Annotated in this window: 14 protein-coding genes and 2 pseudogenes; 14 read left to right on the forward strand and 2 right to left on the reverse strand. The window is 73.6% G+C overall.

From position 1 onward, the window contains the following. Positions 1-3 precede the first annotated feature (3 nt). From KCH_RS24160 to KCH_RS24180, 4 genes are all read left to right on the forward strand, one after another. Complete coding sequence (locus KCH_RS24160; RefSeq protein ID WP_035866368.1) at positions 4-1053, forward strand: ABC transporter ATP-binding protein; 1050 nt, start codon at positions 4-6, stop codon at positions 1051-1053. A gap of 115 nt (positions 1054-1168) precedes the next feature. After that, complete coding sequence (locus tag KCH_RS24165; protein ID WP_035866369.1) at positions 1169-2083, forward strand: DUF6891 domain-containing protein; 915 nt, start codon at positions 1169-1171, stop codon at positions 2081-2083. A gap of 123 nt (positions 2084-2206) precedes the next feature. Then, on the forward strand, positions 2207-2986 hold the full coding sequence (locus tag KCH_RS24170) for a hypothetical protein (protein ID WP_035866371.1): 780 nt from the start codon (positions 2207-2209) through the stop codon (positions 2984-2986). Positions 2987-3031: 45 nt separating this feature from the next. Continuing rightward, the gene (locus tag KCH_RS24180) at positions 3032-3691 is read left to right on the forward strand and encodes a trimeric intracellular cation channel family protein (protein WP_035866375.1); all 660 of its coding nucleotides are present in this window, start codon (positions 3032-3034) and stop codon (positions 3689-3691) included. A gap of 24 nt (positions 3692-3715) precedes the next feature. Here the strand turns inward: KCH_RS24180 and KCH_RS24185 are convergent, their stop codons facing one another. After that, entirely contained in the window at positions 3716-4570 is an 855-nt protein-coding gene (locus KCH_RS24185) for an IclR family transcriptional regulator (protein ID WP_035866379.1), read from the reverse strand. A 103-nt stretch (positions 4571-4673) separates the two neighbouring features. Between KCH_RS24185 and KCH_RS24190 the strand changes: the two genes are divergently transcribed. From KCH_RS24190 to KCH_RS24215, 7 genes and pseudogenes are all read left to right on the forward strand, one after another. Continuing rightward, positions 4674-5855, forward strand: coding sequence for a cysteine desulfurase family protein (locus KCH_RS24190; protein WP_035866384.1), 1182 nt, complete (start codon positions 4674-4676; stop codon positions 5853-5855). Between the two features lie 50 nt (positions 5856-5905). Continuing rightward, a complete protein-coding gene (locus KCH_RS24195) occupies positions 5906-6400 on the forward strand; it encodes a MarR family winged helix-turn-helix transcriptional regulator (protein ID WP_035866388.1) in 495 nt (164 codons plus the stop codon). Positions 6401-6573: 173 nt separating this feature from the next. Continuing rightward, positions 6574-7038: pseudogene (locus KCH_RS47300) on the forward strand (MFS transporter); the annotation flags it as partial. Between the two features lie 116 nt (positions 7039-7154). Then, on the forward strand, positions 7155-7901 hold the full coding sequence (locus KCH_RS47305) for an MFS transporter (RefSeq protein ID WP_425268810.1): 747 nt from the start codon (positions 7155-7157) through the stop codon (positions 7899-7901). A 41-nt stretch (positions 7902-7942) separates the two neighbouring features. Beyond that, positions 7943-9076: a tRNA 2-thiouridine(34) synthase MnmA gene (gene mnmA, locus KCH_RS24205; protein WP_035866391.1), complete on the forward strand. Its 1134-nt coding sequence runs from the start codon at positions 7943-7945 to the stop codon at positions 9074-9076. A gap of 62 nt (positions 9077-9138) precedes the next feature. After that, positions 9139-9672 carry an LOG family protein gene (locus KCH_RS24210; RefSeq protein ID WP_035866394.1) on the forward strand — a complete coding sequence of 178 codons (534 nt, stop codon included), beginning with the start codon at positions 9139-9141 and terminating at the stop codon, positions 9670-9672. A gap of 8 nt (positions 9673-9680) precedes the next feature. Beyond that, positions 9681-10370 carry an SDR family oxidoreductase gene (locus KCH_RS24215; RefSeq protein WP_035866397.1) on the forward strand — a complete coding sequence of 230 codons (690 nt, stop codon included), beginning with the start codon at positions 9681-9683 and terminating at the stop codon, positions 10368-10370. A gap of 12 nt (positions 10371-10382) precedes the next feature. On the opposite strand, the gene KCH_RS24220 is transcribed toward KCH_RS24215, so the two are convergent. Further along, a complete protein-coding gene (locus tag KCH_RS24220; RefSeq protein WP_035873512.1) occupies positions 10383-11015 on the reverse strand; it encodes a gamma carbonic anhydrase family protein in 633 nt (210 codons plus the stop codon). Positions 11016-11184: 169 nt separating this feature from the next. Between KCH_RS24220 and KCH_RS24225 the strand changes: the two are divergent. The 3 genes and pseudogenes from KCH_RS24225 (at position 11185) to KCH_RS24235 (ending at position 16355) form a co-directional block, all read left to right on the forward strand. Next, a pseudogene (locus KCH_RS24225) lies at positions 11185-12155 on the forward strand (methionine synthase). Between the two features lie 17 nt (positions 12156-12172). Next, positions 12173-14473, forward strand: coding sequence for an NAD-dependent DNA ligase LigA (gene ligA / locus KCH_RS24230; protein ID WP_244305414.1), 2301 nt, complete (start codon positions 12173-12175; stop codon positions 14471-14473). 295 nt (positions 14474-14768) lie between these two features. Then, positions 14769-16355, forward strand: coding sequence for a putative bifunctional diguanylate cyclase/phosphodiesterase (locus KCH_RS24235; protein ID WP_051653405.1), 1587 nt, complete (start codon positions 14769-14771; stop codon positions 16353-16355). Positions 16356-16530 lie beyond the last annotated feature (175 nt).

Consider the following 16530-nt stretch of genomic DNA (forward strand, 5'->3'; position numbering starts at 1 on the left):
CCGATGACGGACAGCCAGACGGCGGCCCCGCAGGCCGCGAAGGTGCCCGCCCAGGCACCCGGCCCGGACCGTGAACCCCTGCTGCGGGTCACCGGACTGACCCGGCACTTCCCGGTCACCAAGGGCCTGCTGAAGCGTCAGGTCGGCGCGGTGCGGGCCGTCGACGGCATCGACTTCGAGGTCATGGCCGGCGAGACGCTCGGCGTGGTCGGCGAGTCCGGCTGCGGCAAGTCCACGATGGGACGCCTGGTCACCCGGCTCGACGAACCCACCGGCGGGAAGATCGAGTTCGAGGGCGCCGACATCACCCACCTGGGCGTCGCGGCGATGCGGCCGTTCCGCCGCGACATCCAGATGATCTTCCAGGACCCGTACTCCTCGCTGAACCCGCGGCACACCATCGGCACCATCGTCGGCGCGCCGTTCCGGCTCCAGAACGTCGAGACCGAGCACGGCGTCAAGCGGGCCGTCCAGGACCTGCTGGAGCTCTGCGGCCTCAGCCCCGAGCACTACAACCGCTACCCGCACGAGTTCTCCGGCGGCCAGCGCCAGCGCATCGGCATCGCCCGCGCGCTCGCCCTGCGCCCGAAGATGATCGTCGCCGACGAGCCGGTCTCGGCCCTGGACGTCTCCATCCAGGCCCAGGTGGTCAACCTGCTGGACGACCTCCAGAAGGAACTCGGCCTGACCTACCTGATCATCGCGCACGACCTCTCGGTGGTCCGGCACGTCTCCGACCGGGTCGCGGTGATGTACCTCGGCAAGGTGGTGGAGATCGCCGACCGCGACTCCCTCTACGCCCAGCCGATGCACCCGTACACCAACGCCCTGATGTCCGCGGTGCCGGTCCCCGACCCGCGGCGCAAGGAGCGCCGCGAGCGGATCCTGCTCACCGGCGACGTCCCCTCCCCGCTCAACCCGCCGTCCGGCTGCCGGTTCCGCACCCGCTGCTGGAAGGCGCAGGAGATCTGCGCGAGCCAGGAGCCGCCGCTCGCCACCGCGAAGGCGGGGCACCAGGTGGCGTGCCACTTCCCGGAGAACTCCGCCGAGTAGAGCGCTTCGCACGACAGGTCCGTCCCGGGAGGGGGTTGCCCTCCCTGGGCGGACTCCGTCGTTCCCGGGCGACCCCGGCCGCCCGCTGACAGTGGCGGGTGGCAGGGTGGCGGACATGCTCGATATCGCGGTGAAGGACCAGTCGGACGAGGTCAGGGTGCGGGTCTCCGAGGTCGAACTCGTCGACCTGGTACAGGACATGGGCGCGTGGGACGGCGCGTTCCTGGTGCTCCAGCGGGTGCCGGACCTGCCGGACGTGTACGTGCAGACCTGCCCGGTGGGCGGGGAGTGGACCGTCGAGCACCGGGCGGGCAGCCCGACCCGGCACTACGAGACGCGGGTCGCGGACCTGGAGCGGGTGGCCGACCTGCTGATCCGCTGGTCGCGCCAGGAGGCGGACTGGGACGCCGGCGTGGAGTGGCAGCGGATGGACTTCGGTCCCGCACCGGAGCCCGCCCCGCTGGAACTGTCCGAGGAGGACGAGAAGAGCCTGGTCGAGGCGGTGCGCGGCCTGCTGCACCGCGGCTACGCGACCAGGAAGCAGGCGGCCGAACTCGCCGCCGACCACCTGAGGCGCGACGGCGCCGACCCGGTGACGGCGGCTCAGGCCGAGCAGCTGGCCGACCGGTTGTGGCTGGAGCGGGTCGCCGAGCAGCGGACCTGGACCGGCCGGACCGACCCCGAGCGGCTGGCCGGGGCGTTCACCGCCCTGGAGGCGCGCGGCATCACCGCCCGGGAGAACTTCACCTGCTGCCACAGCTGCGGCCAGGCGGAGATCGGCGCGGAGGCCGAGCCGGACAGCCGCGGCTTCGTCTACTTCCACTCGCAGAGCACCGACCACGCCGTCGCCGGCCACGGCCTGTCGCTGTATTACGGCGGCTTCGACGGCTCGGAGGACACCACCGCGGCGATCGGCCGGGAGGTCGTCGCGGCCCTGGAGGAAAGCGGCCTGACGGTCCGTTGGAACGGCAGCCCCGCGCAGGCGATCGAGGTGACCGGGCTCGACTGGCGCCGCCGCCTCATCGGCTAGCCCGACTGCGGCACCGCCGTCCTTCGTCCGGCGCAGCCCGCGGCGTGAGCTGTTGCCCGGGCGGAGCGGGGTGCCTTGACTGGACCGGAATGTCCCGGCTCCCGCGCGAGGGGTAGGTCCAGCATGCTGTCGGCCCGCAGTCTGTTCCAGGAGATCCACGACGACGACCGGGCGTTCCGGCTGTTCTGTTCGATCGCGGCCAAGGGGGAGGACCAGGGCGGCTGGGAGAACGGCCGGATCGCCCGGCTGGTGCCGGACCGGGTGCTGGCGCCGAAGGTGGCCCGGCACGGCGCGGACGAGGACAAGCACGGGCGGATCTTCAAGGCGCTGATGCACAAGCGCGGCCTGGAGCCGGCCGAGGTCCCCGACGAGACCGACTACACGATGATCCTGGAGCGGCAGGGCATCGGCCTGGCGCACTCCCGGCTGCGCCGCGACGAGCCGCTGACCGAGCGGGACGTGATCACGTACCTGGCGCACAGCCGGGTGACCGAACAGCGGGCGTCCGAACAGATGCTGATGCTGAAGCGGATCTTCGGCGACCACCCGGAGCTCGGCCGGGCGGTGCGGATGATCTCCAACGACGAGGACAACCACCTGGCGTTCTGCCACGAGGAACTGCTCCGGCTCGCGTACCACGGGCACGGCCGGCTGATCCTGGACACCCTGCAGGCCACCGCCCGGGCGGAGATCCGCACCTACCGGGACGTCAGCCTGGCGGTGATGGCGCACCTGGGGGAGCTGCTGCGCTGGCCGCGGGCGAAGTCGGCGGCGCTGGCGGCGGGCATCCACGCGGTGTACGGGTACGAACGGGCGGGCGGCTGGCGGCGGATGACGACGCTGCGGATGCCGGCCAAGCTGAACGCGCTGGGCGGGCCCGCGCCGCACGAGTCCTTCGTCTGACCGCCCGGCGACCGGCGCCGGTCGGCCGACGTGGACACTGACCAGGTGACATCCGAGATCTTCCCGCACGACGTCCAGCAGGTCCTCGACCTGGTGGGCATCTTCGTCTTCGCCCTGTCCGGCGGTCTGATGGCCGTCCGCAAGAACATGGACATCTTCGGCATCTGCGTCCTGGCCGAGGCCACCGCCCTGGGCGGCGGCGTGCTGCGCGACCTGGTGATCGGCGCGCTGCCGGTGGCGGCGTTCACCAACTCCGGGTACTTCCCGACCCCGCTGGTGGCCGGCGTGGTGGTGTTCTTCCTGCACCCGCAGGTGGAGCGGATCAACCGGGCGGTGATGGTGCTGGACGCGGCGGGCCTCGGACTGTTCGCCGTCACCGGCACCATCAAGGCGCACGACTACGGGCTCGGCGCGGTCGCCTCGGTGTCCTGCGGCATGCTGACCGCGGCGGGCGGCGGCGTGGTGCGCGACGTGCTGGCGATGGAGCCGCCGTCGCTGCTGCGCTGGGACCGGGAGATCTACGCGGTGCCGGCGCTGGTCGGCGCGGCGATCACGGCGATCCTGATCGGCATCGGGCAGCTCACCCCGGTGAACGCCGCACTGGCCGCGATCGCCGCGTTCACCATGCGGATGCTGGCCCTGCGGTACGGCTGGCGCGCCCCGCGGGCCTGGCACCGCAACGGTTCGCGCGCCGGCGAGGAGTGACGGCAGCCCCCCTGCCGCCGGCGTTCAGGCGCGGCCGGCCCGCACCGCGTGCTTGGCGCCGCACCGGTTCTCGCACCAGCGGGGCGTGGGGGAGCCGCCGTACGCCAGCGAGATCGCCTCGACCGTGCAGAGCAGTTCCGGCAGCAGCTTGCTGAGTTCGACGACCGAGGCGACCCGGACCGGCGCGGAGATCGAGCAGGCGGCGATCGCGGTGCCCTCGGTGCCGGCGATCGGGGCGGCGATGCAGTTCACCGACTCGTGGTACTCGGCCTGGTCGACCGCCCAGCCGCGCTGCCGCACGTCGGCCAGCTCGGTCCGGAGCTCCTCCGGGTCGCGGATCGACTGCGGGGTGCGGGCCGGGAGTTCGGCCTCGGCGAGGAACGCGGAGGCCGGGAGTTCGGCCTCGGCGAGGAACGCGGCGAGCCGGTCCGCGGGCAGGTCGGCGAGCAGCACCTTGCCGGCCGCGGTGGCCGCGGCGGGGGCGCGGCGGCCGATCCGGCTCTCCTCGCCGAGCCAGCTGCGGCCGTGCTCCGGGTAGCGGGCCTCCACCTTGTCCAGGTAGAGCACCTCGTCGCCCTCCAGCACCGACAGGTGGACGGTGTGCCCGTAGCGCTCGTTCAGCACCGCCAGGTACGGGGCGGCGACCTGGCGGATGTCGATGCCCTCCAGGGCCTGGTGGGCGAGCGAGAACAGCCGGCCGCCGAGCCGGTAGCGCTGGTCGGACTGGCGGGTGACGAAGCCGTGCTCCTGGAGGGTGCGCAGCAGGCGCAGCGCGGTCGACTTGTGGACCCCGATCCGGGACGCGGCCTGTTCCAGCGAGGCCGGGCCCTCGCCGAGCGAGGCCAGGATGGTCAGCGCGCGGTCGACCGTCTGGGACACGGCCCTCCCCCTCTCACAGCGGCGTGGCCGGAAGGCTAACGGCGCGTTGCAGAGGGTGCAATGGCCAAATCGTGACCCGTGGGACGCCTACACTGGTCCCGCTATGGCTTACCTCGACCACGCCGCCACCACCCCGATGCTGCCCGAGGCGATCGCCGCGATGACGGCGCAGTTCGGGGCCGTCGGCAACGCCTCCTCGCTGCACGCCGCCGGGCGCCGGGCCCGCCGGGTGATCGAGGAGTCCCGCGAGTCGCTGGGCGAGTCGCTCGGCGCGCGGCCCAGCGAGATCGTGCTCACCGCGGGCGGCACCGAGTCCGACAATCTGGCGGTCAAGGGCCTGTACTGGGCCCGCCGGGCCGCCGACCCGGCCCGCCGCCGGGTGCTGAGCAGCCCCGTCGAGCACCACGCGGTGCTGGACGCGGTGCACTGGCTGGCCGAGCACGAGGGCGCCGAGGTCGAGTACCTGCCGGTGGACGCGCTCGGCCGGGTGCACCCCGAGGCGCTGCGCGAGGCGGTCGAGCGCTCGCCCGACACGGTCGCCCTGGTCACCGTGATGTGGGCCAACAACGAGGTCGGCACCGTCCAGCCGGTCCGCGAACTCGCCGCCGTCGCCGCCGAGTTCGGCATCCCGATGCACGCGGACGCGGTGCAGGCGCTGGGCCAGGTCCCGGTGTCGTTCGCGGAGTCCGGGCTGACCGCGATGACCGTCACCGGCCACAAGGTCGGCGGCCCGTACGGGGTCGGCGCGCTACTGCTGTCCCGTTCGGCCACCCCCGTTCCGCTGCTGCACGGCGGCGGCCAGGAGCGCGACGTCCGCTCCGGGACGCTGGACGTGCCCGGCGCGGCCGGGTTCGCGGCGGCCGCGGCGCTGGCCGTCGAGCGGCAGCCCGAGTACGCGGCCGGCGTCGGCATGCTGCGCGACGACCTGGTCGCGGTGGTCCGGGAGGCCGCGCCGGAGGCGCTGCTGAACGGTGACCCGGACCCGGCGGGCCGGCTGCCCGCCAACGCGCACTTCTCGTTCCCTGGCTGCGAGGGCGACGCGCTGCTGATGCTGCTGGACGCGGCGGGCGTGGAGTGCTCCACCGGCTCGGCCTGCTCGGCGGGCGTCCCGCAGCCCAGCCACGTGCTGCTGGCGATGGGCGTGGAGCCCGAACTCGCCCGCGCCTCGCTGCGGTTCTCGCTCGGCCACACCTCCACCGGGGCGGACGTGGCCGCGCTGGCCGCGGCGCTGCCCGGCGCGGTGGAGCGGGCCCGGCGGGCCGGGCTGGTGCGCTCCGCCCGCTGACCGGTCCGTTCGGCAGCGGAACCGTCTACTGGCGGACTTATTCTGGGGGGATGAACTCTCCCGTCCCGGAGCGGACCGTCCGCGACCTCACCGGACTGCTGGTGCAGACCGGTCACGCCATGAACACCCGCCTGTCCGCGGCGCTGGCGGAGATCGACAGCTCCCCGCGCAAGCACTGCGTGCTGGTGCACGCCATGGAGGCGGAGCGCACCCAGTCCCAACTCGCGGCGCTCGCCGGCCTGGACAAGACCACCATGGTGGTCACCGCCGACGAACTGGAGCGCGACGGCCTCGCCGAGCGCCGCCCGTCCGCGACCGACCGGCGGGCCCGGGTCATCAAGGTCACCCCCGCCGGCGAGGAGCTGGTGCGCCGGGGCGTGGTGATCGTGGACCGGGTGCACGCCGCCGCGCTGGACGAACTGTCGCCGGGGGAGCGGCAGGTGCTGGTGGACGCCCTCGACAAGCTGCAGCGGCTGCCGGACGGCACCCGGGCGTGCGGCCCCGAGGAGAAGGCGGTGCGGCGGCCGCGGCGCCCGCGGCAGTGAGCCCGCCGGAAGTCGTACCGCTTTAGATCGTCCATTACAAAACTATCTGCTACGGTCTCTCTTGTTGGAGGGAGCGCGCGCCCGCGCGCCCCCGGGGGAGGGAGACACCCATGTCCGAACACCCGTCACGCGCCCGCTGGCTGGCCCTCGCGGTGGTCTGCGCCGGCATGCTGATGGTGATCCTGGACGGCTCGATCACCACCGTTGCGCTGCCCGCCATCCAGGACGAGCTGCACATCGGCCGGGCCGGACTGGCCTGGGTGGTGGACGCCTACGTGATCGCCTTCGGCGGCCTGCTGCTGCTCGCCGGACGCCTCGGCGACCTGCACGGCCGCCGCCGGACCTACCTCGCCGGCATCGCCGCCTTCACCGCCGCGTCCGTGCTCTGCGGCCTCGCCGCCGGCCCCGCGACGCTGATCGCCGCCCGCTTCCTGCAGGGCGTCGGCGGGGCGATGGCCTCCGCCGTCGGCCTCGGCATGGTGGTCGGGCTGTTCCCCGAACCCGCCGACCGGGCCAAGGCGTTCGGCGCCGTCGGCTTCACCGGCGCGGCCGGCGCCTCGCTCGGCCAGGTGCTCGGCGGCGTGCTCACCGAGGGACTCGGCTGGCACTGGATCTTCTTCATCAACCTGCCGATCGGCGTCGCCGCGCTCGCCGCCGGCCTGCGCCTGCTGCCCCGCGACGCGGCGGACCGCGCCAAGGGCGGCCTGGACGTCCCCGGCGCCGTGCTGGTCACCGGCGGACTGATGCTCGGCGTGTGGACCATCGTCGAGGGCGGCCCGCACGCCTGGGCCCCGCCGCCGCGGCACTCGCCCTGCTCGCCGCGTTCGTCCTCCGGCAGACCCGGGCCGCCGTCCCGCTGCTGCCGCTGCGGATCCTCGCCCGGCGCACCACCGCGCTCGCCAACCTGGTGCAGATCCTGCTGCTGGCCGCGATGTTCGGCTTCCAGGTGCTGGTGGCGCTCTACCTGCAGAACGTCCAGCACTACGGCCCGCTCGCCACCGGACTGGCCATGCTGCCCGCCGCGCTCACCATCGGCGCCGTCTCGCTGCTGGTCGCCGCCCGCGCCATCGGCCGGCTCGGCGAACGCCGCACCCTGCTGCTCGGCCTCGCCCTGCTCACCGCCGGCCTCGCGCTGCTGGTGCGGCTGCCCGCCGGGCACTTCCGCTACGCCGTCGACCTGCTGCCCACCATGCTGCTCGGGGCCGGCTTCGGACTCGCCGCGACCGCGCTCACCGCGCTCGGCATGGCCGACGCCCGGCCCGAGGACGCCGGGCTGCTCTCCGGCGTGCTCAACACCACCCAGCAGGTCGGCGCGGCGCTCGGCGTCGCCGTCCTGACCGCGCTCGCGGGCGGCGCCGGGAACGCCGTCGGGGGCTTCCACCTGGCCTTCGGCGTGGGCGCGGCGCTGCTGCTCGCCGCGTTCCTGCTGGCCACCGCGCTGCCCGCGCGCACCGCCCCGGCCGGGGAGGCGGCCGAGCCGCCCGTCCTGGTGGCGAACTGACCGTCCGGCGAGCGCCCGGCCCCCGTTACGCTGGACTCCTTATGACTGACTTCCCCGGCGCCCCGACCACCCCGTCCACCGGCCGCCTGCGCGTGCTCGCCGCGATGTCCGGCGGCGTCGACTCCGCGGTCGCCGCCGCCCGGGCGGTCGAGGCCGGCCACGAGGTGACCGGCGTCCACCTGGCGCTCGCCAGCAATCCGCAGTCCTTCCGCACCGGCGCGCGCGGCTGCTGCACCCTGGAGGACTCCAGGGACGCCCGCCGCGCCGCCGATGTGATCGGCATCCCGTTCTACGTCTGGGACTTGGCGGAGCGCTTCCGCGAGGACGTGATCGAGGACTTCGTCGCCGAGTACGCCGCCGGGCGCACCCCCAACCCGTGCCTGCGCTGCAACGAGAAGATCAAGTTCGCGGCGCTGCTCGACAAGGCGATCGCGCTCGGCTTCGACGCCGTCTGCACCGGCCACTACGCCCGGATCGTCGACCTGCCCGACGGCACCCGCGAACTGCACCGGGCGGTCGACGGCGCGAAGGACCAGTCGTACGTGCTCGGCGTGCTCGACGCCGAGCAGCTCGCCCACTCGCTGTTCCCGCTGGGCGACACCACCAAGGACGTCATCCGCGAGGAGGCCGACCGGCGCGGCCTGGCCGTCGCCAAGAAGCCCGACAGCCACGACATCTGCTTCATCGCCGACGGCGACACCCAGGGCTTCCTGGCCGAGCGCCTCGGCACCGCCACCGGCGACATCCTCGACGCCGACGGCACCAAGCTCGGCGAGCACGACGGCGCGTACGGCTTCACCATCGGCCAGCGCAAGGGCCTGCGGCTCGGCCGCCCCGCCGCGGACGGCAAGCCGCGCTACGTGCTGGACATCTCGCCGGTGAACAACACCGTGACCGTCGGCCCCGCCAGCGGGCTCGACGTGCACGCCCTGACCGCCATCCGCCCCCGCTGGTGCGGCACCCCGGCGGCCGGCGAGGGCCGGTACACCGCGCAGCTCCGCGCGCACGGCGAAGAGGTGCCGGTCACCGCCGTCCTGACGGACGATCAGCTGCACGTCCGCCTCGACACCCCCGCCCGCGGCATCGCCCCCGGCCAGGCCGTGGTGCTCTACGACGGCACCCGGGTGGTCGGCTCGGCCACCATCGCGAGCACCGAGCGGACGGTCGGCGTCTAGTCCTGGGCCGCCGTTATCGGGTTGACCCGGGCGTGGCGGGCGGTGATAGGACTGTTTGCACTATGAACATCACGGTCTTCTGCTCGGCGAACCTGCTCGATGCCAAGTACACCGCTCCGGCGGCGGAGTTCGCCCGACTGCTCGGGGCCGGCGGGCACACGCTGGTGTGGGGCGGCTCGCACACCGGGCTGATGGGGCTGCTGGCCGACGAGGTCAAGGAGGCCGGCGGGCGGCTGGTCGGCGTCTCGGTGGAGTTCCTGCGGCACAAGGCGTACGAGGGCGCGGACGAGCTGGTGGTGACGCCCGACCTGGCGATCCGGAAGGCGGAGCTGCTGGCCCGCGGCGACGCGCTGGTGGTGCTGGTCGGCGGCCTGGGGACGCTCGACGAGGTCACCGAGGTGCTGGAGCTGAAGAAGCACGGCCACCACGACAAGCCGGTGGTGCTGCTCGACACCGAGGGCTTCTACACCGGCCTGCGGGCACAGCTCGAACGGATGGACGCCGACGGCTTCCTGCCGCGTCCGCTCGCCGAGCTGGTGAGTTTCGCGGAGACTCCCGCCGAGGCCCTCGCCCGGCTGACCGTCCAGCAGAACTGAGGAATCCCATGGGTGTCCACCTGATCACCGGCGCCGGCTCCGGCATCGGCGCCGCCGTCGCCGACAAGCTCACCGCCCGCGGCGAGGAACTCTGGCTGCTCGCCCGGGACGCCCGCCGCGCCGCCCAGCTGCGCGAGCGCTACCCGGAGGCGCGGACCCTGGTCGGCGACCTCGACGACCCGGCCAAGCTGTCCTGGGCGTTCGGCCACCAGGCGCTGCCCGTCGAGCTCGACTCGCTGCTGCACATCGCCGGCGTGGTCGAACTCGGCACCGTCGCCGAGACCCCGGTGAAGGCGTGGCAGCAGCAGCTGAACGTCAACACCGTCGCGCCCGCCGAGATCACCCGCCTGCTGCTGCCCTCGCTGCGGCTGGCCCGCGGCCACGTGGTGTTCGTCAACTCCGGCGCCGGCCTGCGCGCGGACCCCACCTGGGGCTCGTACGCGGCCAGCAAGTTCGCCGTCCGGGCGCTCGCCGACGCGCTGCGGCAGGAGGAGCACGCCCACGGGGTGCGCGTCACCACGGTCTACCCGGGGCGGACGGCCACCGCGATGCAGGTGAAGGTGCACCAGCAGGAGGGCAAGGAGTACGACCCGGCCAAGTGGATCGCCCCCGAGTCGGTCGCCACCGCGATCCTCACCGCGATCGACCTGCCCCGGGACGCGGAGATCACCGAGATCACCGTCCGGCCCGGCCAGTAGCGGCGGGCTCCGTCAGCCGGCCGCGGGCCGGTCGTCCCGGTGGGCGGCGAACTCCTGCCCGCGGACCTCGGCGATGCGCTCGTGGCGGGCGAGCCGGTCGGTCCACGAGGCGTCCACGCCGAAGGCGGTGCCGGCGAATCCGAGCCGGCCGACGGCCTCCGGGACGTCCGGGTCCCCGGGGGCCAGCAGCCGGACCGGGTCGCCGAGGGCGAGGGTGTGCGGGGGGACGAAGAACTCCTCCGGGAGCACCGTGCGGGCGTGGACCAGCGCCGCCACGGCGACCACCGCGCCCGCCCCGACCCGCGCCTCCTGCAGCACGCTCGCCGAGCTCGCCAGGTAGCAGCAGCGCTGCACGGTGCAGCCGAGCAGCGTGGCGTGCGGGCCGACGAACACGTGGTCGCCGAGCAGGACGGGCTGGTCGGCGGTGACGGCGGAGGCCCGCAGGACGGCGTTCTCGCACACCACCGTCGACTCGCCGACCTCGATGCGGGAGCCCTCCGCGTCGAGCACGGCGCCGTACATCACCCGTGCGTGCGGGCCGATCCGGACGTCGCCGACCAGGGTGGCGGTCGGCGCGACGTAGGCGGTGGGGTGCACCTGCGGGGCGGCGCCGCGGTGCATGATCCGGATTCCCGGCGGGAGCATGGTCACGGCCCGGATTCTCGGGGCGGCGCCGGGCGGCCCGCTGGCGGAATTCGGACATCGCACTCCCCGGGGGGATCCACGGCGGGCCGGTCCGCTGCGTAGGCTCTGTCCCGTGACTGACGTGGACGTTTTCGGGAAGCTCGTCGGGGCCGCGACCGGCGTGGGGTCGATGCCCGGCGGGGACGTGCGGGACATGGTCCGGGGGGTGACCGCGGAGCTGGAGCAACTGCCGCACCTGCCGGAACTGCCCGGGCGCGGGCCCGGCGCCGACATGATCGGACGCGGCGCCGGCCTGCTGACCGAGCTGTTCGTGCAGACCGAGCCGAGCGGCTGGCGGTTCACCGACCACCCCGGGCGGGACACCAAGCGGGCCCGCTCCTGGCTGGGTGAGGACCTGGACGCGCTGGAGGAGTACACCCAGGGCCACGACGGCCTGCTCAAGGTCCAGGCCGTCGGGCCGTGGACGCTCGCCGGGTCGATCGAACTCCGGCACGGCGAGAAGGCGCTCAGCGACCCGGGCGCCTGCCGGGACATCGCCGAGTCGCTCACCGAGGGCCTGCGCCGCCACCTGGAGGACGTCCGCCGCCGGGTGCCGGGAGCGACCCCGGTGCTGCAACTGGACGAGCCGCTGCTGCCCGCCGTGCTGGCCGGCTCGGTGAAGACCGCCAGCGGCTTCCAGCGGCTGCGCGCGGTCGACCGCCAACGCGCCGAGCAGACCCTGCGCGAGGTGATCCGCGGCGTGGACGCCCCGGTGCTGGTGCACAGTTGCGCGCCCGGGGTGCCGATCCCGCTGCTGCGCCGCGCCGGGGCCGCCGGGATCAGCCTGGACTTCGGCCTGCTGACGGAGCGTCACGACGACGACCTGGGCGAGGCGGTCGAGGGCGGGACGCTGATCCTCGCCGGCGTGGTGCCGTCCACCGACACCGCTGCGGTTCAATCAAAAGCAGTGTCGGACCCGGCCGGTAGTGTCCAGGGTGTCAGGACGTTGTGGCGCAGGCTCGGGCTGGCCCCGGAGCTCCTCGGCCGCCGGGTCGTGGTGACGCCGACGTGCGGGCTGGCGGGGCCTCCCCGGAGTACGCCCGGCGGGCGCTGGCACAGACCGTGAAGGCGGCGCGGAGCCTGGTGGACAACCCGGAGTGACGAACGAGGAGGGCCCGGTGGCGGCTGCGGTGGAGGGCTGGGAGGACGTCCCGGCGGAGGTGCGGACCCGGCACGCCGAACTGGCGACCGAGATCGAGGAGCACCGCTCCCGGTACTACGAGCTGGACGCGCCGACCGTCAGCGACGCCGAATTCGACGCCCTGATGCGCGAGTTGGAGGCCCTGGAGGCCGAGCACCCGGCGCTGGTGACGCCCGACTCGCCGACCCAGAAGGTCGGCGGCGCGCCCACCGTGCTGTTCGCCCCGGTCGAGCACCGGGAACGGCTGCTCAGCCTGGACAACGCGATGGACGCGGACGAACTCGCCGCCTGGGCCGAGCGGGTCGCCACCGAACTGTCCGGCATCGACTACCACTACCTGTGCGAACTGAAGGTCGACGGCCTGGCCGTCAACCTGACGTACGAGAACGGGGTGCTGGTGCAGGCCGCGACCCGCGGCGACGGCCGGGTCGGCGAGGACATCACCGCCAACGTCCGCACCATCAAGGAGATCCCGCACCGGCTCAAGGGCGAGCACCTCCCCGCGCTGGTGGAGATCCGCGGCGAGGTGTACTTCCCCACCGAGGAGTTCGACGCGCTGAACGCCTCCTTCGCGGAGGAGAACGAGCGCCGCCGGCAGGAGAACGAGGAGCGCGCCGAGCAGGGCAAGCGGCCCCGGGCGATGATCCGGCTGTTCATGAACCCGCGGAACGCCGCCGCGGGATCGCTGCGCCAGAAGGACCCGCTGATCACCGCCGCCCGCCCGCTGCGGATGGTGGTGCACGGCATCGGCGCCCGGACCGGCTTCGACATCGACTGCCAGTCGCACGCCTACCAGCTGCTGCACGACTGGGGCCTGCCCACCGCCAAGCACAACAAGGTGGTCGGCACGATGGACGAAGTCCGGGCGTTCATCAAGCACTTCGGCGAGCAGCGGCACTCCGTCGAGCACGAGATCGACGGCGTCGTGGTCAAGGTCGACGAGATCGCCCTGCAGGGCCGGCTCGGCTCCACCTCCAAGTCGCCGCGCTGGGCGATCGCCTGGAAGTACCCGCCGGAGGAGGTCACCGGCCGGCTCGCCGAGATCAAGATCGGCATCGGCCGCACCGGCCGCGCCACCCCGTACGCGGTGCTGGCCGAACCGGTGAAGGTGGCCGGCTCGATGGTGCAGTACGCGACGCTGCACAACCAGCAGATCGTCAAGGCCAAGGACGTGCTGCTCGGCGACACCATCGTGCTGCGCAAGGCCGGCGACGTGATCCCGGAGATCCTCGGCCCGGTCTACGACCTGCGCGACGGCACCGAGCGGGCCTTCGAGATGCCCACCCACTGCCCGGAGTGCGGCACCGAGCTGCGCCCGATGTCCGAGGGCGACATCGACCTGCGCTGCCCGAACGCCCAGCACTGCCCGGCGCAGATCCGCGAGCGGGTGGCCTTCCTCGGCGGCCGGCAGTGCCTGGACGTCGAGGGTCTGGGCTACGTCGCGGCGACCGCGCTGACCCAGCCGCTGGAGCCCGCCGACCCGCCGGTGAAGGACGAGGGCGACATCTTCGGCCTGACCGAGGAACAGCTCCTGCCGATCAAGGTGCTGGTGCGCGACCCGAAGACCGGCATGCCCAAGCCGGACGACAGGACCGGCAAGGAGAAGCAGGTCGCGTTCTTCGCCACCACCGCCGGCGCGCCGAAGAAGAACACCGGCGTCCTGCTGGACAACCTGGACAAGGCCAAGGACCGCCCGCTGTGGCGCTTCCTGAACGGCCTGTCGATCCGGCACGTCGGCCCGGTCGCCGCCCAGGAGCTGGCCCGCGAGTTCCGCGACCTGGACCGGATCTTCGCCGCCGACGAGACCGAACTCGCCGCCGTCGAGGGCGTCGGGCCGACCATCGCCCGCTCCATCAAGGAGTGGCACGCAGAGGAGTGGCACCGCGAGATCCTCCGCAAGTGGCGCGACGCGGGAGTCCGGTTCACCGAGGAGGCCGGCGAGGACGAGGGCGAACGCCCGCTGGAGGGCCTCACCGTGGTGGTCACCGGCACGCTCACCGGGCACACCCGGGACGGCGCCAAGGAGGCGCTGACCTCGCGCGGCGCCAAGGTCACCGGCTCGGTGTCGAAGAAGACGCACTTCGTGGTGGTCGGCGACAACCCCGGCTCGAAGTACGACAAGGCCGTGCAGCTGGGCGTCCCGGTGCTGGACGACGCCGGCTTCGCGGTGCTGCTGGAGCAGGGCGCCGACGCGGCCCGCCGGCACCTCGGGCTGGACGCCGACGAGGCGGCCGGCGGGGAAAATGCCGGAGAAGTACCGGAGGAGAAGGTTTCCTGACAGGTCGTTACCGTCCTGATGCCGGGTCAGTCGGGTGTTCGAGAGTGAAATCGGGCATTGTGTCACTGAGCAGCGCGCGGATATGACGTTGCGCTCTGAGGTGACCGGAAAGTGCGCCCCGGCGGCGGACCCCGGCTTACCCTGGGCGCTACGAACTGTCAGCAGGAGTGTGTGGCACCGGTTCTGCCGGTGCCCCGGGGACACGCCCTCGTCTGACGTCCACCGGCATCCCGAGGAGGGGGTGCCTCACCGTGAGGCGGCCCAGCGGGGGCGGGCCCGACGGAGGACTGGGCTTATGGATCGTTCGACCGGCGGCGCGCCCACACGCCCGCCGCAGGGGATGGCGGGGGCGGTGCTGCTGCTCGGCGTCCTGCTGGCCGGCGCCGCGCCGCTGATCCCGCTGGCCGTCCTGGTGTACCGCTACGAACCCGAACTGCTGCCGCTGTTCGCGGTTCCGCTGGCCGTCCTGGTCGCCGCCTGGCGGATCGCCCGGGACCGGGCGAGAGACCAGCTCACCGACCCGCTCACCGACCTGCCCAACCGGCAGGCACTGCTGCTCGCCACGCAGGAGGCACTGGCGGCGCACGAGAACGACCCCGAGTACTGCGTCGGCCTGATCCTGCTCGACCTGGACCGCTTCCGGTCGCTGAACGACGCGCTCGGCCACACCGCCGGCGACCGGCTGCTGGTGCACATCGCCCGGCGGCTGCACCGCGCGCTGCGCAACGGCCCCAGCTTCACCCAGTGCCCGGACACCGCCGTGCTGACCCCGCAAGTGCGCCGCGGGGGCCGTCCGGTGGTGGCCAGGATGGGCGGCGACGAGTTCGCGGTGCTGCTCCCCGGGGTCGGCAACCCCGACCTGCTGGAGAAGATCGCCAAGGGGCTGATCGCCGAACTCGCCGCCCCGATCCGGCTGGACGGGCTGCTGCTGGTGCTGGAGGCCAGCGCCGGGGTCTGCATCCACCCGACGCACGCCCAGGACGCAGAATCGCTTCTGCGCCGTGCCGACGTGGCGATGGGCCACGCCCAGCACAGCCGCAGCGGCGTCGAACTCTACGACGAGGCCCGGGACCTGGACACCCCGTACCGGATCGGCCTGCTCGGCGACCTGCGGCGCGCGCTGGAGATGAACGAGGTCGCGCTGCACTACCAGCCGAAGGTCGCCTTCGACGGCCGGGTGGTCGGCCTGGAGGCGCTGGTCCGCTGGGAGCGGCCCGGCCAGGGCCGGGTGCCCCCCGACGAGTTCATCAGCCTCGCCGAGTCGTCCGGGCTGATGCCCCGGCTCACCGACTACGTGCTGGAGAGCGCCGTCGGGCAGATCGCCCGCTGGCGCCACCAGGGCCTGATGGTGCCGGTCGCCGTCAACGTGTCGCCGCGCGACGTCCTCAATCCGGGCTTCGCCGCCCGGGTCGCCGGCCACCTGACCCGGCACCAGGTGCCCGCCGAGGCACTCCAGTTGGAGATCACCGAACGGCTGCTGCTGGACGACAGCCGGCGCGCCGCCGACACCCTCGCCGAGCTGCGCCGCTACGGCGTGCGGATGTCGCTGGACGACTTCGGCACCGGCCACTCCTCGCTGGTGCGGCTGCGCAGCCTCCCGGTCGGCGAACTGAAGATCGACCGCTCGTTCGTCTCCCGGATGGTCGCCGACGACCACGACGCGGCCGTGGTCCGCTGCTCCGTCGAACTCGCCCACTCGCTGGGCCTGACGGTGGTCGCCGAGGGCGTCGAGGACGACGAGACCTGGGAGCGCCTGCACGACCTCGGGGTGGACGCCGTCCAGGGCTGGCTGGTGTCCGCCGCGCTGCCCGCCGACCAGGCCACCGCGTGGCTCCAGGTGCGGCGCGCGGAGGTGGCGCCGGTGGAGTCGCTGCCGCGCTAGGGCCCGTCTTCAAACCCGCGTCGCAGGCCCGCGGCGTCCGCTGCGTGCTCTCGGCGTGCCGGGTGGAAGGCCTCGTACTGGATGTACTCGGTCTTTCGCCCGGTGCGGCGAGAGTGCGTGCCGGGCGTCGTGGGGCAGGCGGGGGTTTGAAGACGGGCCCTAGGGCGTCCGCGAG

Origin of the sequence: Kitasatospora cheerisanensis KCTC 2395 (genome assembly GCF_000696185.1) — a bacterium.
GTDB classification, from domain to species: Bacteria; Actinomycetota; Actinomycetes; order Streptomycetales; family Streptomycetaceae; genus Kitasatospora; species Kitasatospora cheerisanensis.

Bases quoted from the DNA above. Each gene is read 5' to 3' on its own strand.
- KCH_RS24160 (WP_035866368.1), top strand. From the start codon at position 4: ATGACGGACAGCCAGACGGCGGCCCCGCAGGCCGCGAAGGTGCCCGCC.
- KCH_RS24165 (WP_035866369.1), top strand. From the start codon at position 1,169: ATGCTCGATATCGCGGTGAAGGACCAGTCGGACGAGGTCAGGGTGCGG.
- KCH_RS24170 (WP_035866371.1), top strand. From the start codon at position 2,207: ATGCTGTCGGCCCGCAGTCTGTTCCAGGAGATCCACGACGACGACCGG.
- KCH_RS24190 (WP_035866384.1), top strand. From the start codon at position 4,674: ATGGCTTACCTCGACCACGCCGCCACCACCCCGATGCTGCCCGAGGCG.
- KCH_RS24195 (WP_035866388.1), top strand. From the start codon at position 5,906: ATGAACTCTCCCGTCCCGGAGCGGACCGTCCGCGACCTCACCGGACTG.
- mnmA (WP_035866391.1), top strand. From the start codon at position 7,943: ATGACTGACTTCCCCGGCGCCCCGACCACCCCGTCCACCGGCCGCCTG.
- KCH_RS24210 (WP_035866394.1), top strand. From the start codon at position 9,139: ATGAACATCACGGTCTTCTGCTCGGCGAACCTGCTCGATGCCAAGTAC.
- KCH_RS24215 (WP_035866397.1), top strand. From the start codon at position 9,681: ATGGGTGTCCACCTGATCACCGGCGCCGGCTCCGGCATCGGCGCCGCC.
- KCH_RS24220 (WP_035873512.1), bottom strand. From the start codon at position 11,015: ATGCTCCCGCCGGGAATCCGGATCATGCACCGCGGCGCCGCCCCGCAG.
- KCH_RS24235 (WP_051653405.1), top strand. From the start codon at position 14,769: ATGGATCGTTCGACCGGCGGCGCGCCCACACGCCCGCCGCAGGGGATG.